This is a genomic window from Gleimia hominis (assembly GCF_032085515.1).
Classification (GTDB): Bacteria; Actinomycetota; Actinomycetes; order Actinomycetales; family Actinomycetaceae; genus Gleimia; species Gleimia hominis.
Genome location: NZ_JASXSX010000004.1, coordinates 1 through 16,824, shown reverse-complemented (window position 1 = coordinate 16,824; position 16,824 = coordinate 1). Strand labels below are relative to the sequence as shown.

Annotated in this window: 11 protein-coding genes; 9 read left to right on the top strand and 2 right to left on the bottom strand. The window is 58.5% G+C overall.

From position 1 onward, the window contains the following. The first annotated feature begins 67 nt into the window (after positions 1-67). From QS713_RS07925 to QS713_RS07910, 4 genes are read left to right on the top strand one after another with little or no spacing between them, the layout of a single operon-like run. Complete coding sequence (locus tag QS713_RS07925) at positions 68-907, top strand: SAM hydrolase/SAM-dependent halogenase family protein (RefSeq protein WP_313274244.1); 840 nt, start codon at positions 68-70, stop codon at positions 905-907. A gap of 54 nt (positions 908-961) precedes the next feature. After that, positions 962-1,513 (top strand): ECF-type riboflavin transporter substrate-binding protein, encoded by a 552-nt coding sequence (locus QS713_RS07920; protein WP_313274242.1) that lies wholly within the window; start codon positions 962-964, stop codon positions 1,511-1,513. Positions 1,514-1,552: 39 nt separating this feature from the next. After that, positions 1,553-3,304, top strand: a complete 1,752-nt coding sequence (locus QS713_RS07915) for an ABC transporter ATP-binding protein (RefSeq protein ID WP_313274239.1) — start codon at positions 1,553-1,555, stop codon at positions 3,302-3,304. Beyond that, a complete protein-coding gene (locus tag QS713_RS07910) occupies positions 3,301-4,134 on the top strand; it encodes an energy-coupling factor transporter transmembrane component T family protein (RefSeq protein WP_313274237.1) in 834 nt (277 codons plus the stop codon). Before QS713_RS07915 ends, QS713_RS07910 begins: the two co-directional genes overlap by 4 nt. A 22-nt stretch (positions 4,135-4,156) precedes the next feature. Here QS713_RS07910 and QS713_RS07905 read toward each other — a convergent pair whose 3' ends face one another. Further along, positions 4,157-7,369, bottom strand: coding sequence for a glycoside hydrolase family 2 TIM barrel-domain containing protein (locus QS713_RS07905; protein WP_313274235.1), 3,213 nt, complete (start codon positions 7,367-7,369; stop codon positions 4,157-4,159). A gap of 249 nt (positions 7,370-7,618) precedes the next feature. Between QS713_RS07905 and QS713_RS07900 the strand changes: the two genes are divergently transcribed. From QS713_RS07900 to QS713_RS07880, 5 genes are all read left to right on the top strand, one after another. Beyond that, positions 7,619-8,932: an ABC transporter substrate-binding protein gene (locus tag QS713_RS07900; protein ID WP_313274233.1), complete on the top strand. Its 1,314-nt coding sequence runs from the start codon at positions 7,619-7,621 to the stop codon at positions 8,930-8,932. Positions 8,933-9,084: 152 nt separating this feature from the next. Next, a complete protein-coding gene (locus QS713_RS07895) occupies positions 9,085-10,047 on the top strand; it encodes a carbohydrate ABC transporter permease (RefSeq protein WP_102216629.1) in 963 nt (320 codons plus the stop codon). A 62-nt stretch (positions 10,048-10,109) separates the two neighbouring features. After that, positions 10,110-10,922, top strand: a complete 813-nt coding sequence (locus QS713_RS07890) for a carbohydrate ABC transporter permease (RefSeq protein WP_233187391.1) — start codon at positions 10,110-10,112, stop codon at positions 10,920-10,922. Positions 10,923-11,120: 198 nt separating this feature from the next. Next, positions 11,121-12,929, top strand: coding sequence for an ATP-binding cassette domain-containing protein (locus QS713_RS07885; RefSeq protein WP_313274231.1), 1,809 nt, complete (start codon positions 11,121-11,123; stop codon positions 12,927-12,929). Beyond that, the gene (locus QS713_RS07880; protein WP_313274229.1) at positions 12,926-14,710 is read left to right on the top strand and encodes an ABC transporter ATP-binding protein; all 1,785 of its coding nucleotides are present in this window, start codon (positions 12,926-12,928) and stop codon (positions 14,708-14,710) included. The genes QS713_RS07885 and QS713_RS07880 overlap by 4 nt, the downstream gene beginning before the upstream one ends. On the opposite strand, the gene QS713_RS07875 is transcribed toward QS713_RS07880, so the two are convergent. Next, on the bottom strand, positions 14,666-16,162 hold the full coding sequence (locus QS713_RS07875; RefSeq protein ID WP_313274226.1) for a DUF1846 domain-containing protein: 1,497 nt from the start codon (positions 16,160-16,162) through the stop codon (positions 14,666-14,668). The two genes, QS713_RS07880 and QS713_RS07875, sit on opposite strands and share 45 nt — an antisense overlap. Positions 16,163-16,824: the final 662 nt, after the last annotated feature.

Here is a 16,824-nt window from a genome sequence, read left to right as displayed (position 1 = left end):
GGTACAGCGCCTGTCTCAATAGATGACGCAAAATCTAAATTCAGATTGGAGTTGCAATACTAGAGGCGTGCACTCATTAGTTTTACAATCAGATTTCGGATTAGACGACGGAGCTGTGGCAGCGATGTACGGCGTTGCTATAGACACTAAACCAGATTTACGGATCTTTGACCTCACGCATAACATCCCCCCGTACGACATTTGGGAAGGGTCATACCGGCTCGCTCAAGCAATAGATTATTGGCCCGAAGGAAGCGTATTCGTGTCTGTGGTTGACCCGGGAGTGGGGTCGGATCGCCTCTCCGTTGTGGCGCGCACCAAAACAGGTCACTACGTAGTGACCCCAGACAACGGCACCCTCACGCACGTGGACGCCATCTTTGGGGTAGAGCAACTACGCGAAATCGATGAGCACAGCAACCGCCGCAAAGGCTCCGAAGCCTCATACACGTTCCACGGGCGCGACATCTACGCTTACACCGGAGCCCGCCTAGCTGCCGGCATCATCAACTACGAGCAGGTGGGGCGGGAGTTGAACGTCGCAGACATGGTGCGGTTACCGTGGGACAAACCCTACCGCGACGGCGACACGGTTTACGGTAACATCGACGCGCTCGACGTGCGCTACGGGTCTTTGTGGACGTCGATTCCCCGCACCCTGTTCAACGAAATCAACCCCGAGTTCGGCGAACGGTTCCAACTGCGCGTAATGCACCAAGGCCGGGTTGTGCACTCGAACCAAATGATCTACGCCCCCAGCTTCGCAGCCGTAGAAGTAGGGGAGTCACTAATCTACGTCAACTCCCTAGACCGCATGGCCGCCGCTATCAACCGCGGTTCGTACGCCCGGGCATTCAATATCGACACCGGTAGCGCCTGGCACGTTTCCCTCACACACGTTAAATAACAGCGAGTTATTTCCCAGATAAGACACCCCAGATGAAACCTCGAAAGGAAACCGATGAATAAGGTATCGCCCATCACCCAGGTGGTTGCAATCGGGATTGGAGCGGCCATCTTCTTCGTACTCGGCCGGTTCCTCATAATCCCCGCCCCAATCCCCAACACGTCCATCAACATTCAATACGCAGTGCTGGCACTGTTCGCCACGCTCTACGGCCCCGTTTCTGGCCTCGCAATCGGCGCTATCGGACACGTGCTAATAGACGCCACCGGCTACGGAATCTGGGCGTCGTGGGAGATCGCGTCCGTAGTATTCGGCCTGATCGTAGGTGCCGCGATGCTGCACAACAAAGTGCGGGAGGGAGAGCTCGGGAAGAAAACCCTGGTGCGGTTCAACGTGGCGGTAGTGATCGCACACGCCCTCGCGTGGATACTGGTTGCCCCACTGGGGGACATCCTCATCTACTCAGAACCAGCCAGCAAAGTATTCACCCAAGGCGCGCTCGCGTTCGTGTCAAACTCCATCACCACCTGCGTGATAGGTTCACTAATCCTCATCGTGTACGCCCGCACCCGCACCAAGAGCGGATCGCTCAAACTAGAGGATTAACCACGGGGCTGCGCGAAAGTTAACGAGCTAGAGGAATAAATGGCGACCAAGCGAGCACACGAACCAATAATCGAGCTCGAAAACTACTCATTCACCTACCGCGAACAGTCAAAACCTACCCTCAAGGACATAAACCTACGGGTTAACGCGGGCGAAAAAATCGCGATCGTCGGGCCATCTGGATGCGGTAAATCCACACTGCTACACGCCCTCAACGGGCTAATCCCACACCACTACAAAGGTAAACACACTGGCCAGATCCAAGTGGCGGGCATGGACCCGAACCGGGCAAGTCTGGTGCAGGTAGCAACCCACGTGGGGACCGTACTGCAAGACAGCTCAAACCAGTTCGTGTCCCTGACAGTAGCGGAATATATCGCGTTCTCACTGGAGAACCAAGCGGTAGCCCACGCGGACATGCTCCCGCGCGTACAGCACGCCGCGCGGACAGTGGACATGGAACCCTACCTGGACGCGTCCCCTCAGGACCTATCTGGTGGGCAAAAACAACGCGTCGCCATGGCCGGTGTGCTTGTGGATGACGTGGACATCCTCCTGTTCGACGAACCACTCGCGATGCTAGACCCAGCGTCTGGGCGGCAAACCATTGAACTGATCGACCGCCTGCACAACCAAGGTGGGCGCACCATAGTTATTGTGGAGCACCGCATTGAAGACGTGCTGCACCGCGATGTGGACCGGCTGATCCTCATGGACAACGGGCAGATCGTGGCGGACACTACGCCCGACCAACTGGTGGCATCGGGGTTGCTCGAAGAACATGGGATTCGCCCGCCCTTGCACGTGACTGCGCTGCGGTACGCGGGGGTGGACGTGGACGCCGCTGCCCACCCCGCGAACGTGCGCCGCATGAACCTCACTGAAACGCAAAAACAAGCGGTGCGCGAATGGGTGAGTGACGGCAACGAGACCCGCGGCGAAACTGTTGCTGCACAAACGCCGGCGCTGCGCTTACAACACGTGCACGCCACCTACGAACGCAGTGGGGAACAGGCTGACGTAGTAGCTTTGGAAGACGTTTCCGTCGACATTCCCCACGGGGCGATGGTGGGGATCGTGGGTTCAAACGGGGCGGGCAAGTCCACGCTCGCCCGAGTCGTGTGCGGGTTCATTCCCCTTGCCGGGGGCACCGTTTCGATTAATGGTGAGGACGCGTCCAACTGGTCGCTTACAAAACGCGGGCAACACGTGGGCTTCGTCTTGCAAGAACCCGGACAGATGCTGTCTTGCCCCATGATTCGCGACGAAGTGCAACTGGGATTAAAAGCCCGAGGGATCACCGGTAGTGACGCGCACCGGCGAGTTGAAAACGCCCTCAAAACCTGTGGTTTGTGGCCGTACCGGTCCTGGCCAATCTCGGCGCTGAGCCACGGGCAGAAAAAACGCGTCACCATCGCCGCGATCCTCGCGATGGAACCCTCCGTACTGATCCTTGACGAACCCACCGCTGGGCAAGACTTCGCGCACTACACCGAGTTCATGGATTTCCTCGCTCGCGTGAACCAGCAGGGAACCACGGTTATCCTCATTACTCACGACATGCACCTTGCAGTGGAGTACACCGACCGGGTACTCGTGGTGAGTGACGGTGCGATCATTGCTGACGACCACCCCTCAAAAGTATTAACCGACGAAACCATTACTAAGCGAGCGGACCTGGTGACTACGGGCCTTTACGAACTAGCGAAAACCTGCGCGGTTGCGGACCCATCGCAACTGGTGCGGCGTTTCATAGAAGTGGACCGGCAGAAACGGGGGATCCGCGCGTGAGCACACCAATCCTGGGATACGTGAACCGGCCGGGGCTGCTGCACCGGTTGGCCGGGACCTCCAAACTAATTTTCGTTGCGGCCCTGGTGGTGGCTGCGATGATCACGTTCGACGTTCGCCTGCTCGGGTTCCTCGCCGCTATCAACCTGGTGGCGTGGGCGCTGTCGCGCATAAAACTAGCGGACCTGAAGCTGGTGCTTGGTATTATCACTGGGTTCATGCTGCTGAACATCGTGCTGATCTACGTGTTCGCCCCCGAGTACGGGGTGGAACTGTTCGGCACTCGCCACGCGATTTGGGATGGGCCGGGACGGTGGTCACTCACGTGGGAACAGATCTTTTACGAAGCAGCGGTCGCCCTGAAGTATTTCGCGGTGCTGCCCAGCGTGCTGCTGTTCATCACCACTACCCGCCCACCCGAGTTCGCGTCGTCCTTGAACTCCGTTGGCGTGCCGTACCGGTTTGCATACGCCGTGTCCTTATCGATGCGCTACATTCCCGACGTGCAAAGAGATTTCAACACCATTTCTAAAGCACAGCAGGCCCGGGGGATGGACACGTCTTCTGATGCGCCTTTGAGGGAGCGCGTGCGCAACCTCGTGTCCATCCTCATGCCATTACTACTCAGTTCCTTAGACCGCATTGAATCCGTTGCGTCCGCGATGGAACTGCGCGGATTCGGCCGCGAAAAGCGCCGCACCTGGTATGCCCGGCGGCAACTGCGGCTCCCTGATTGGCTGCTAATCGGCTTCTCCGCGCTGCTGCTGGCCGGCACGATCGCCCTGTGGTTCGTGAACCACGGGCGGTTCTGGAACCCATTCATTTCGTAGCCTAAGCCCGCCCGGCCGGAGCTTATTCGACTGCGCTGAGCGCGTTGAGCGTACTGAGCGTGAAACTGAACTCCGTTGCGACGGGCCGCAGGGCGTACTGCGGGCGCGTATCCGGGCCGCACGAACGCGTTCCAATCCCATGTTGGGCCGCATCAATCCACAAGTATGTCCGCTCCGACTGGGGGAGCTGATCCCAATGCGTACACTCATCGAGCGTGCGCGCAGAGTGCGGCGACACGGAAAACGACATGTCTTGCGCCCTAACCGCCAGCCCATCCTTACTAGTGTGCGCGCTCGAATGCGTGCTTCCGCTTGCCCCCGCGGGTTTCGACGTGTCGGCTACACCTGTTCTTGGCTCGTCTGCCGCTGTTAGGCGGGTTAGTTCCAGCCACGTAAATGGCCCCCGATTTCCCGCTTCTTGAGGTCTGACGTGCCGCTCCACCATCTGGCTCACCGGCGCGGTGAATACGCCCTGCCAGTTTGCGTGCGCAAGGTCGGGGTAGTTAACGCCCGGCCCGGCGCCCTGCCACCGCACCTGCCAAGCTGTGTCCGGCAGCCAGGTGCAAACGCCCAGCCGGCTGATCGCTGCGGGCCACGGGCCAACGGGGTTGAACCGGTAGGTGACGCGCACGCCGTTTTGCGCCGGCTCGTAGCGCACCGTGGTGTAGGCCCCGAAGTCGGTTGCTGGGGGAGCCCAGTATTCGCGCACCACCACTGCATCGTCTTCCTCTGTTAGCGCCAGGAACTTGCGGGTCATCTGGTGCAGCCGCGCGGCCTGCCAGCGGTCCGCGTTAGACGGCCCCGCCTGGTTCAACCCGCCGCCCAACTGGCCCGGTTCGCGCAATCCCCAGTAGTCACTGGGCCCATGCCCGCGGTCGTTATCCGTTGGAGCCCGCCAGACAGCCAGGCTCAACCCGGGTAGTTCCACATTTCCTACCCGCTTGAGGAGGCCGCGTTCATCCACGGTAAACCCGCCCGGCGAGGCCGCAGTCTGCTCGGTATCGACGGGGGAGGGCCGGCTTGAGGATTGCGTGAACGTGACCGTGCGGGCCCCGTCGTTGTCGCAATACCCCACTGGCGCGGGCCGGTAACCGGCCACGGGCTCCACCTGCGGCCCCGGGTAGGTGCCGAGCCCCGGCAAAAGGGTATCCATTATGGCAACGCGCAACCGAGCGCCCTCAGGCAAATCTAGTTCCTGCACGAAATCTAAGGGGACGGTTTCACCTACCGCAACCTCCGGCAAAGGAACCTGCCCTGTTTGCGGCGGCGTTCCCGGCAGCGTATTCCAACGAATATACAGTTCGGAAAGGGGATGGCGGTACCAGTTGTTACGCACCTGCCAGCGCCCATCAGTTTCTTCCAGGGTGAGTGGGGCATACAGGTTCGCCCAGTTCAACGCCCCAGAATCGGGAATAGTCTCTAAATCAACCAGGCCATCGCACACAAAGTTGCCGTCGTGAACCGGTTCGTCAAAATCCCCGCCGTAGCACCACTGGCCGTTGGCAATGAGTGTGTGATCGCGCCACTCCCACACGAACCCACCGGCGAACCGAGGATGGGCAAAGAACTTGCGGTAGTCAATTGCCCCACCGGGACCGGTGCCCATGGCATGCAAGTATTCGCACAAAAGCACGGGGCTGGCGTGCACGCGCTGCACATCCGTATCCGTTATGCGTGCCGCCGGGTGGTTCGGCACCGCAATGGGGGCGCCGTGGGAGGTGTCCAAAGCCGCCTCCACCTCTTCCACAGTTGCGTACATGCGCGAATAAAAGTCCGAGTACCGCAGCCCGTAGTCACCTTCATAATGTATGAGGCAGTGCGGGTCTCGGTGGCGTAACCACTGGCTCATCGCCTGCAGGTTCTGGCCGGTACCGGATTCGTTGCCTAGGGACCAGCAGAATATGGAAGCGTGGTTTTTATCGCGCTCAAATGTGCGTTCGATTCGATTTAGGAATGCGGCGCGCCACTGCGGGTCGTCTGAGGGATTTTGCGGCCACGACCCGTCGGAGCCTTCAAACCCGTGGGTCTCCACGTCGCATTCGAGCATCACCCAAAAACCCAGTTCGTCACACAGGTCTAAAAACCGTGGGTGCGGCGGGTAGTGGGAGGTGCGGATTGCGTTAATCCCCAAGGCTTTCATGGCTTGCAGGTCGCGGCGGGCAAAAGATTCGTCAAATACGCGCCCGGCGGTGGAACGCACTTCGTGGCGGTTGACCCCCACGAGTTTCAACGGGTGACCGTTTGCTTTCAACACCCCGTGGTCGATGTTCACGCGGCGGAACCCGACCGGTAGCTCGCGGGTTTGCGTACCGACCGTAACGGAGCAAGGGTAGAGCACCGGCCGGTCCGCTTCCCACGGCTGCACAGCACCCACGCTGACCCAGTTGGAATCCAACCACTTGCCGTCGCGCCGCCACGACACCGCGAGCGCCGTGTCGTTCACGCGCGCGGCAGCGTCGTTCGCGTCCGTGCGCACGCGCAGGCGGATACGCCCCTGACCGTCGGTGTAATCGGTGTTTACCCACACGTCCTCAATGGCATCCACGTACTGCACCGACACGTCCCGGAAGATTCCCGGCAGCCACCACTGGTCTTGATCCTCCAGGTAAGAACCGCGGGAAAACTGGGGGACACGGACCTGCAGAAGATTAGTACCGGGCTTGATCAGGTCGGAAATGTCGAACTCAACCGCGAGCCGCGAACCGGTGGAAAACCCTAAGTAAGTACCGTTCAACCACGCGTGCAGCATGGATTCAACCCCATCAAAACGCAACCGCACCTGCCGCGCCCCACCCTGTTCTTCTGGTACGACGCGGTGTTCTTCGTCTGCTTGCGCGGCGTCACCCGGTACAGAACCTGTGGGAGTGAACGTCGTCCAGTAATCTGCCGTTGGATTCTCGTCGGGCGGTAGGGGCGGCAGCACGGGGAACGGGAAGTTCACGTTCGTGTACTGCGGCGTGCCAAAAGTGCCGGGCGGCAGCACCCAGTGCCCCGGCACCGGCATGGGGCGGGCGTCCGCGGCTTGCTCAGGCGCGGGCACGCTCACTTTTGAATCCGCCGCGAAGCTAGTTGGCGTGGGATCCGTTTTATGTAGCTTAAAGTTCCACACCCCGTTGAGGGATTGGTTTGCGTGTGCGGGCGGATACGACCGCGGTGGGCACACCCGCCCACCCTGCGGAACGAAGAGGGCGTCGTCAAACCGTTGATCTGCAGCGTTGCATTCAAAAGTACTCACCTGATCACTTTAACATTGACGCAATTAGGACCTCGAGACCATCAAAAAACGCGTCGAAAGATGACATAATCAACTCAGGTTAATGCTTGGCAAGCGCCGGACCGGGCGACGACGGCTGCGAAGAAAGCGCCTTGCTAAGCAACGTTCCGGAACCGTTTTTGAACGCATCCACGCGCAGAACCTTGTGCGTGGGTAACCCCAGGCGGTTCGTACAACCCAAATAATGTCAGTTACAAAGAGGTAAACAGAATGCGTAAAACGCGACTACTGGCCATACTGGGAGCATCATCACTGCTCCTAGCCGCTTGTGGATCCGGCTCAGGTGGCGGCTCTGACTCCGGAGCATCCGACAACAAGAAACCTTGGGAAGGAGACGCTTCCGAGGTTGCAGTAGCTACCTGGTGGGAAGCTGGTTCCGAAAAGTTAGGGCTTGAGGCCCTGACGAAGGTGTTCGAAGATCAGAACCCTAAAACCAAGTTCGTGAACGCAGCCATCGCCGGTGGCGGTGGGAGCCAAGCGAAACAAAAGCTCGCGGCGGACCTCGCGGCAGGTAGCCCCCCGGACACGTTCCAAGCCCACGCGGGTGCGGAACTGTCGGACTACATTGATGCGGATCAGATTGAGGACCTAACGGGGCTTTACGACGAGCTGGGCCTCAAAGACGCTTTCCCAGAAACCCTTATTGACCAGCTCAAAGTTGATGGGAAGCTGTACTCAGTTCCATCTAACGTGCACCGCGCAAACGTGGTGTGGGCAAACCCGAAGGTCTTGGAAGAAGCCGGCGTGGACGCGAAGACTCCACCGAAGGACATTGACGCGTGGATTGCCGACATGGAGAAAATCAAAGCCGCTGGCAAAACCCCAATCACCGTGGGGATGGCATGGACGCAAACCGAGCTGCTAGAAACAATCCTCATCGCAGACCTCGGGGCGGAAGAATACAACGGCTTGTTTGATGGTAAAACCAAGTGGGATTCAGACGGGGTAAAGAAGGCCCTTGAGCACTTTGAGAAGATCATTTCTTTTACCGACAAATCTTTGATTTCTGAGGATTGGGAGCCGGCCATGCAACCGGTGGTAGACGGTAAAGCGGCGTACCACGTGATGGGTGACTGGGCGGTGGCCTCGTTCGACACGCAGAAGAAGAAAGCTGGTGAAGACTACGTTTACTTCCCCGTGCCCGGCACCGATGGAGTGTTCGACTTCCTCGCGGACTCCTTCACGCTTCCCAAGGGTGCAAAACACCCCGGTGGGACTAAAGCTTGGTTAACCACGATTTCCTCAAAGGACGGGCAGATCGCGTTCAGCACCGTTAAAGGTTCCATCCCGGCGCGCGCAGACCTGACGGATGAGGAGAAAGGGAAGTTCTCTGAATACCAGCAAAACGCGATGGAATCGTTTGGTAAAGACACGATTGTGTCGTCGATCGCGCACGGCGCCGCCCTGCCCGTTAAGGTCTCTAACGACATTAACGACGCGGTTTCCAAGTTCGTCGAAGGCGGTTCGGATTTGGATGCGTTCCAGCAGGCGCTGATGAAAGCCACAGATTCCGTAGGTAAATAACGAACCGGAATCAAGTTGAGGTGGGGTGGGGCCAGGTGCGGCACTCACCCCACCCCAACGGATGGCACCGCCCGAACTCAGTATTCACGAGCGGGTCTGCAAACTAGGCCCACTTATTGGCCCGAAAGAACGGGTAACTCAAGGAAAAACGTATGACACATACAGCTAAGACCAAGGCAACCAAGACGCGCCCGCGCGCTCGCCACCGCATCACATTTTCGCAGTGGATCCGCAAGTTTGGCCCACCCATCCTGCTGATCCTCCCGTCGATACTGCTGGTGGGTTTCTTCGTCTATGGGTTGATTGGACACAACTTCTACATGTCCATGATCGATGCGCACACCGTAGCGCAGTCCACGGGAGCGAAAGCCAGTTCTTTCATCGGGTTTGAAAACTACAAAGAGTTGTTCGCAGATGCGGACTTCCGCCACTCCCTGAAGAACCTCGTGCTGTTAACCGTCGCGTTCCTGGCGGGCACGCTGATTCTCGGTTTCTTGTGGGCGTGGATTTTAGAAAAACCGATTAAAGGCGAGGGCATTTTCCGCTCGATCTTCTTGTTCCCCATGGCTGTGTCCTTCATCGCTTCTGGTGTGGTGTGGAAGTGGTTGCTGAACTCCGGGCAGGGCGAGCAGGCCTCAGGGCTTAACCGCCTGTTCCAAATCTTGGGGCTTGATTTCTTGCAAAACCAGTGGACCGCGAACATTTCCTTTGGGATTCTAGCGATCGCAATCCCCGCGATCTGGCAGCTATCGGGTTACGTAATGGCCTTATTCCTAGCTGGATTTAGGGGGATTCCAGATGATTTGCGTGAGGCCGCGCGCGTGGACGGTGCGTCCGAGTGGCAGATTTACAAGCAGATCATTTTCCCGCAACTGGCGCCCGTGGCGCTTTCGGCAGTGATCATTATCGGACACATGTCGCTAAAATCATTCGACCTGATCATGTCCATAACCGACCAGCGTACGTTCTCAACCAAAGTGCCGGCAATTGACATGTTTAACTACATGACGGACGGTGACTACTCCATGTCCGCCGCCGTTGGTGCGGTGCTGCTGATCCTGGTGGCGCTCGCGATTATTCCCTACCTGATTCACGATGCAAGGAGTGACCGGTGAGCACTGTAACTCTAAAATCCGGCCCCACGGTAAAAGCAGCCGGTGAGAACCACCGGGTAAACGTGGGGAAGGCCTTTCGCTACCTGGCCCTCATCGTGTCTTTAGCACTCGTGCTGATCCCCGTGTATGTCCTGTTCGTCACCTCGTTCAAAGGTGCAGGGGATGCGGACCCATCGCGCACGTGGATGCTGCCGCAACAGTGGAATTTTGGTAACTGGGCGAAAGCCTGGCACGCTCTAGCGCCCGCGCTTGCGCGCACATTCGCACTGGTGATTCCCTCATCAATTATTTCCGCAATGCTGGGATCCATGAACGGATTCGTGCTTTCGCGCTGGCGATTTCCGGGCGCAAACGTGGTGTTTACCCTGATCCTGTTCGGCATGTTCGTGCCCTACCAGGCGCTCATGATTCCTCTGCTGAAAATGCTTTTGGCGATGGAGGTGCCGCAGGGAATTCCCGCCCTGATTCTGTGCCACGTGGTCTACGGCATTCCAATCACCACGCTGATTTTCCGTAACTACTACGAGTCCGTGCCCAGCGAACTGATTGAGGCTGCGCGGGTAGACGGTGCGGGCATGCTGCGTACCTACTGGTCGGTTGTATTGCCTATTTCTCTGCCTTCGTTTGTGGTGGTGTTGATCTGGCAGTTCACCGCCGCGTGGAACGACTTCCTGTTCGCCTTGTTCTTCGGTGGAGGAACGCAACGCGGGCCGGTGACACTTGCGCTCAACAACCTCGCCAACGGTGCGATAATGACGGAGTACGGGGCGTCAATGGCGGGGGCGTTAATCGTGTCGCTCCCCACGCTGATTGTCTACATCGCGCTCGGCAAATACTTCGTCGGTGGGCTAATGAGCGGCTCTGTGAAAGGTTAAATCGCGGGCCACTCGGTTATGGTTCGGCCGACGGCTGACCGGTCGGGCACTGGTATCTGCGTAGTGGTACACCGGCGTGTCGGGGAGAGGTTGGTTGCCGGACCAGCGGCGGCTTGCTGACACATTGACACCTAACTCGAGCTCGAGTTAGGCTACCCTTAGTTGCCGTGCCGTTTGTAGTACACAGGTAAGGGGATCATGGGCGTAATATCCATGGTTAAAGCTCAGAACCGAGCTGCCAAACAGAGTAAAAAGCTCCTCATAACCCAGAGGGCGCGCCGGGCTAACAGGTTGGTAATCGCGCTAACTTGGGTCAGTACCGCCGCCACCTGCGTGGTTCTGGTCTGCGTGGGGAAAGGCGTGGATGCGCTGCACGGCGGCACTGCGGTCACGGGCCTCACATGGGGGCTCGCGAGCCTGTCGGTTGCCTGCATCGGAGCTGCAAATATTTGCAAACAGATTGTGCTGCACCGGAGCCAAACCATTGAGGAGGCGCGGGTGCAGGCACGCATCCAAACGGCAACTTTTGCGCACGCGCACGGTGGACGTGACCAGCAGGCGGGGCGAGTGGTTAGTTTAGCCACCCAGTCAGCAGAAAAACTCATGGCATACCGCCAGGGGTTCCTACCGGAAATCATCGCTTCCTTCACCGCGCCAGTATTCGTGTTAGTCGCCATGGGGGTAGCTGTTTCCCCACTCTCGGGAATCGTAATGGCCGTGTTCGTACCCCTCGTCCCGCTTGCAGTAGTTGGGTTCGAAAAGTTCTTCTCTAAAACTTCGCACCGCTCCCGCCGGGCCCGCGGCACATTAGCAGCCGAGTATTTAGATGCCATTGCCGGGCTCGTTACCCTCAGGCTACTGGGGGCGGCAGAGCGCGTAGCAAAGTATCTAAACCGGGTGGGGGAAACCAATCGTCGGTCAACCATGCGATTGCTGCGGGGGAACCAGGTTCTGATTTTCGCGGTTGATATCGCTTTCTCCCTGTCAATCGTCACGATGGCGACCATGCTGGCGGCGGTGCAGCTAACCCACGGGACCATCAGTTTGGGGCAAGGCGTAACCATGCTCGGGCTCGCGATGCTGCTGCTGGAACCCATCGACCACGTCGGCGCGTTCTTTTACATCGGCATGGCTGGCATGGCAGCGCAAAGAGCGATTGGACGATACCTGTACGATCGGCAAAACCTGCACGAGCGGCAAGCTGCAGATAAAGCGACTTCAGACAAAAATGCGGAAGATGACCGGGACGCAAACATGGTGCGTGGTGCTGGCCGCTTTCACAACCCAGGCGACTCGAGCGCAGATGCGGCGGATCCTGCGGTTGTGCTCGACCACGTTTCCTACACGTACCCGGGTCGAGACAGCGGAGTTAGTGATGTAAATGTCACTATCGAAACGGGGCAGCGGGTCGCGTTCGTAGGGCCGTCCGGAGGGGGAAAAACCACTGTGCTGCGTTTGATTGCAAACGAAGTCACGCCACAATCCGGTCGCGTGGCAGTGCAGCACGCAACCGCGTCCGCCAGCGGTGCTAACAGTGGAATTCGCGCGGCATACGTAGATCAAGTCACCTGGCTTTTCACTGGCACCATCGGCTACAACCTAAAGCTCGCTAACCCTCAGGCAACAACAAACCAGATGCTGCACGCTCTGGAAACCGTGGGCCTCACGGGCGAACTCGCGGCGCGCACGGAGGCGGATACGGTCCTGGATATTCGCCTGGGTGAAGGTGGGCTCGGGCTGTCCTCAGGGCAAGCGCAACGCCTATCACTCGCGCGCGCAATCGTGTCCGAATGCCCGCTGATACTGCTGGATGAACCCACATCCCAAGTAGATTTGGAATCGGAACGTAAACTCTTAGAAGCGATCCAGGCGCTCACCGGTGAGCATACGATCATCATGGCGACGCACCGGCCTCAAACCCTAGAAATCATGGATTGCGTCTACCAAGTTGAAAACGGGCGGGTCGAAAAAACCCGCGTCGCCGCAAGCCGAGGAGCTGGAAAATGAGCCAAACGCAACCCGCTTCCCGTCGCCAGATCGCACGCTGGCTTCTGACGGTAACCCGCCCCGTACTATCACCCCTTTGGGGGTCCACGCTAGCGCGTATCCTCGACCAAGTTTGCGCACTCGCCCTATTCATACTCCCGGTGCACGCCGTGTTCACCCTCGCGCAAAATCCGGGTGGTAGCGGCACCTACTTGTGGAAACTGGGGGGCATAATGGTGGCGCTCTCGGTGGCGAAAGCGTTGCTGCGGTACTTGGAACAGTTCCTCGGGCACTACGTGGCTTTCAAAGCGTTGGAACTGCTGCGCGCAGACGCGTTCGAACGGCTCTACCCGCAGGCACCAGCCATCATGTACGCCTCCCATTCCGGGCAGCTGCTGAGCCGACTCACGCGCGACATTGACCACATCGAAGTGTTTTTTGCCCATACAATTGCGCCCACAATCACCGCGGTTTTGATTCCACTGCTGATCGTCATCGTGAGTGCGGTAATGAACCCCCTGGTCATAACCGCTCTCGTTGTCGCCATCCTGGTGGTAGCAGCGCTAGTGGTGCCAATGCTGGGTAACAAACGAAGCTACGAGATCACCGGCAAAATGCTGCGCACCCGCGCGCACGCCACCACGTTCCTCACGGATTCCATCAACGGGGCCCGCGAAGTGGCCGGTTACGGACGCGAAGCAGCGCGCGAACAAGAACTGCAAGCAATTACCGCGCGAATGCTGCCACTCATGACGCGCGCGGGAGCGTGGGAAGGCATCCGTAAAGCCCTCAGTTTATGCCTGAGGTTCGGTGCACCTGTGCTGCTACTAGCGGTGGGCTCCGGATACGTACTCACCGGGCAGATGCCGCTGGAGAACCTCCTGGTGCTCACGTTCGCGGTGCTGCGAGCCTGGGGAGTGATCGATGACGTGTCCGCACTGTCCGTGGAACTCAACGCTGCCCTTGCGAGCGCCAGCCGCGTGTTTGCCCTCCGCTCGCGCACCTTGGAGCTAGAAGACGGGGAAGACGAACTGCCCACCGGGCCACTTGACCTACGCTTCGACGATGTCACTTTCGCCTACCCTCAGGCGCGAAATGAAGCCGCGACAATTCGTGAGGTTAGCTTGCGGGCAAATGCGGGGCAGTGGACCGCGATAATCGGGGCAACCGGGTCGGGTAAGTCCACGTTGGCGCGCCTCGCGCTGCGGTATTTTGATCCGCAAGCGGGGCAGATCCGCTTGGGTGGGGTCGATGTGCGGGATGTGCCGGTGGATGATCTGCGTGGCACGGTCGCCCTAGTAACGTCTGATATTCGACTTTTCAACCACTCCATTGCCTACAACTTGCGGTTAGCGAATCCGCATGCGTCTGACGAGGAGTTGTGGCAGGCGCTTTCGGATGCCTGTATTGCCGATGAGGTCCGGGCTCTGCCTAACGGTTTAGAAACCTCGGTGGGTGAGCGCGGCCAAGCCCTGTCCGGTGGGCAGCGGCAACGCGTGTCGCTGGCGCAGGCGTTGTTGCGTAACTCTAAGGTCTTGTTCCTCGATGAGTTCACCGCTCACCTTGACCCCGCGTTGGCTGGGCGCGTGCGGCGGAAACTGCGGGAACGCCACCCGGGGGTCACGATCGTTGAGATCACTCACCAGCTCGATCACCTCGCGCACGTGGATCAGGTGGTGGTGTTGGACCGCGGCCGGGTCGTCGCGCAGGGCAGTCCTCAGGCAGTGGTAAAGAACCTGGAGGAACAGGTGGGGGATTCAGCGTTTGCGGTACAGGCTCTTGCGAGCAAAATCCGGTTCTGACGTCACCAGCACCCCGAGGTTGCGGAAAATCCCTTCATCCACACTGCCTAAAATGGTGGTGGTGTGCACGTCGCAGCCCCGCAGCGCGTGAATCTGATCGAGTGCTTTGCGGGCATTCTGGTCCCGCGCGGCAGAGGTAGACAGGGCGATTAGCACCTCATCGGTGTGCAAACGCGGGTTGCGTGAGCCAAGGTGGGTAACTTTAAGAGTCTGGATAGGTTCGATCGCTTCGGGGGACAGCAGGCGCACTTCGTCGTCAATACCCGCTAGATATTTCAGTGCGTTCAGCAGCATCGCCGCCGAGCAGCCCAGCAGTGCGGAGGTTTTACCCGTAATAATCGCCCCGTCTTTCAGCTCAATGGCCGAAGCGGGCCCGCCGGTTTGCTGTGCGCGAGTCAGGGCGGGTTCAACGACTTTGCGGTATTGCTTCTGCACCCCCATTTTCGCCATGGTGGTGCGGATGCGCGTGGATTCAACCGGGTCGCGTCCGTTCACCTTTTCGGCCACCAGTGCTTTGTAGTAGCGGCGTACCGCCTCTTGTTTTGCGGCGTCGCGGCACACCGCGTCGTCACTGATGCACATGCCGACCATGTTCACGCCCATGTCCGTTGGGGAGGCGTAGGGGCATTTTCCGTTTAAGCGTTCCAACAGGGCGGCGAGCAGTGGGAATACTTCCACATCCCGGTTGTAGTTAACTGCCTGTTTGCCGTAGGCGCTTAAGTGGAAGGGGTCGATTAAGTTGACGTCGTTCAGGTCGGCAGTTGCGGTTTCGTACGCCAGGTTCACCGGGTGGTCCAGTGGCAGGTTCCAGATGGGGAAAGTTTCAAATTTTGCGTATGAGGATGTGATTCCGCGGATGTGGTCGTGGTAAATCTGCGATAGGCAGGTCGCGAGCTTACCTGACCCAGGCCCCGGGGCGGTCACCACCACTAGGTTGCGTTCTGTTTGCACGTACTCGTTTTGCCCAAACCCTTGTTCGGATACGATCAGGTCGGTATCCGCCGGGTAGCCGGGAATTGTCCGATGGATTTTTACCGTTAACCCCAGGTTTTCTAGGCGGTGTTTGAATTCTTGGGCCTTTTGCGAACGTTCACTCATCCGGGTGATCACCACCGTTTTTGCGAGGAACCCGCGTTCGCGGAACGCGTCAATGAGCCTGAGCACGTCGTCCTCGTAAGAAATCCCGAAGTCCGCACGCACTTTCTCACGCTCTAGGTCGTGCGCATTAACGGCAACAAGAATTCCCACTTCATCTTTGATTCGTTCCAGCATGACGATCTTGTTGTCGGGCGTAAAACCGGGCAGCACGCGCGACGCGTGGAGGTCATCGAACAGCTTGCCCCCCATTTCCAAATACAGTTTGCCCCCGAGGTCGTGGCGTCGCTGCTCAATATGCTCAGACTGCAAAGCGATGTAACGCTCGCGGTCAAACCCGGTCTGACTAACTGTCATGCCTAACTCCCGTGACTGCTCTGGAACTCCGTGACTGCTTTGGAACTAATGGCGCAAGCTTTGCTAACGAGTCCGCCCAGTTCCAGATATAGCCAGCCTAAACAGCGATATCCAACCTGTATGGGCAGCGACGTTTCGCATCCGCACCTCGAGTTTATTGCCTGCGCGCCGTCCGCGTGTTGCTTGCCCGCTGTCCGCGTATTGCCTGCGCCGGCATTGCCTACGCCCCGCTAGTCTAGTGCGTACGCGCCTTAAGTTTATAACGCCTAGTTATGGCTTTCATTCTCATTTTTCAACCAGATTCCTGAGGCCCTAGCAACTCCTCCAGCTACGCTCCCACCACACGTCGGCTAGGCGCGTAAACAACCAACTCCTCCAGCTACGCTCCCATCCCACGTCGGTTAAGCGCGTAAACAACGCAAAACTATCTGCAAACCATCATGGAGATCATCTGACAAGCCATAGGCAAAACTCGATGTGTTACGACTCACTCAACCCGAGCTTGACGCGGTTAGACGCCATCAGTAAAGTTTATATCTGTCGCCGCGAGCGAGGCGCGAAACGGAGAGTTTCAAACCGACTCGCTGGTGGGGTTGTTTGTGAACTTGATAGTGTGTTTTCTTGGCTTTTTTTGCTTTTTGTTTTTGTTTTTTCTTTTGTTT

Excerpts from the sequence above, each read along its gene's own strand:
- QS713_RS07895 (WP_102216629.1), top strand. The coding sequence starts at position 9,085 with ATGACACATACAGCTAAGACCAAGGCAACCAAGACGCGCCCGCGCGCT.
- QS713_RS07900 (WP_313274233.1), top strand. The coding sequence starts at position 7,619 with ATGCGTAAAACGCGACTACTGGCCATACTGGGAGCATCATCACTGCTC.
- QS713_RS07915 (WP_313274239.1), top strand. The coding sequence starts at position 1,553 with ATGGCGACCAAGCGAGCACACGAACCAATAATCGAGCTCGAAAACTAC.
- QS713_RS07885 (WP_313274231.1), top strand. The coding sequence starts at position 11,121 with ATGGGCGTAATATCCATGGTTAAAGCTCAGAACCGAGCTGCCAAACAG.
- QS713_RS07920 (WP_313274242.1), top strand. The coding sequence starts at position 962 with ATGAATAAGGTATCGCCCATCACCCAGGTGGTTGCAATCGGGATTGGA.
- QS713_RS07875 (WP_313274226.1), bottom strand. The coding sequence starts at position 16,162 with ATGACAGTTAGTCAGACCGGGTTTGACCGCGAGCGTTACATCGCTTTG.
- QS713_RS07880 (WP_313274229.1), top strand. The coding sequence starts at position 12,926 with ATGAGCCAAACGCAACCCGCTTCCCGTCGCCAGATCGCACGCTGGCTT.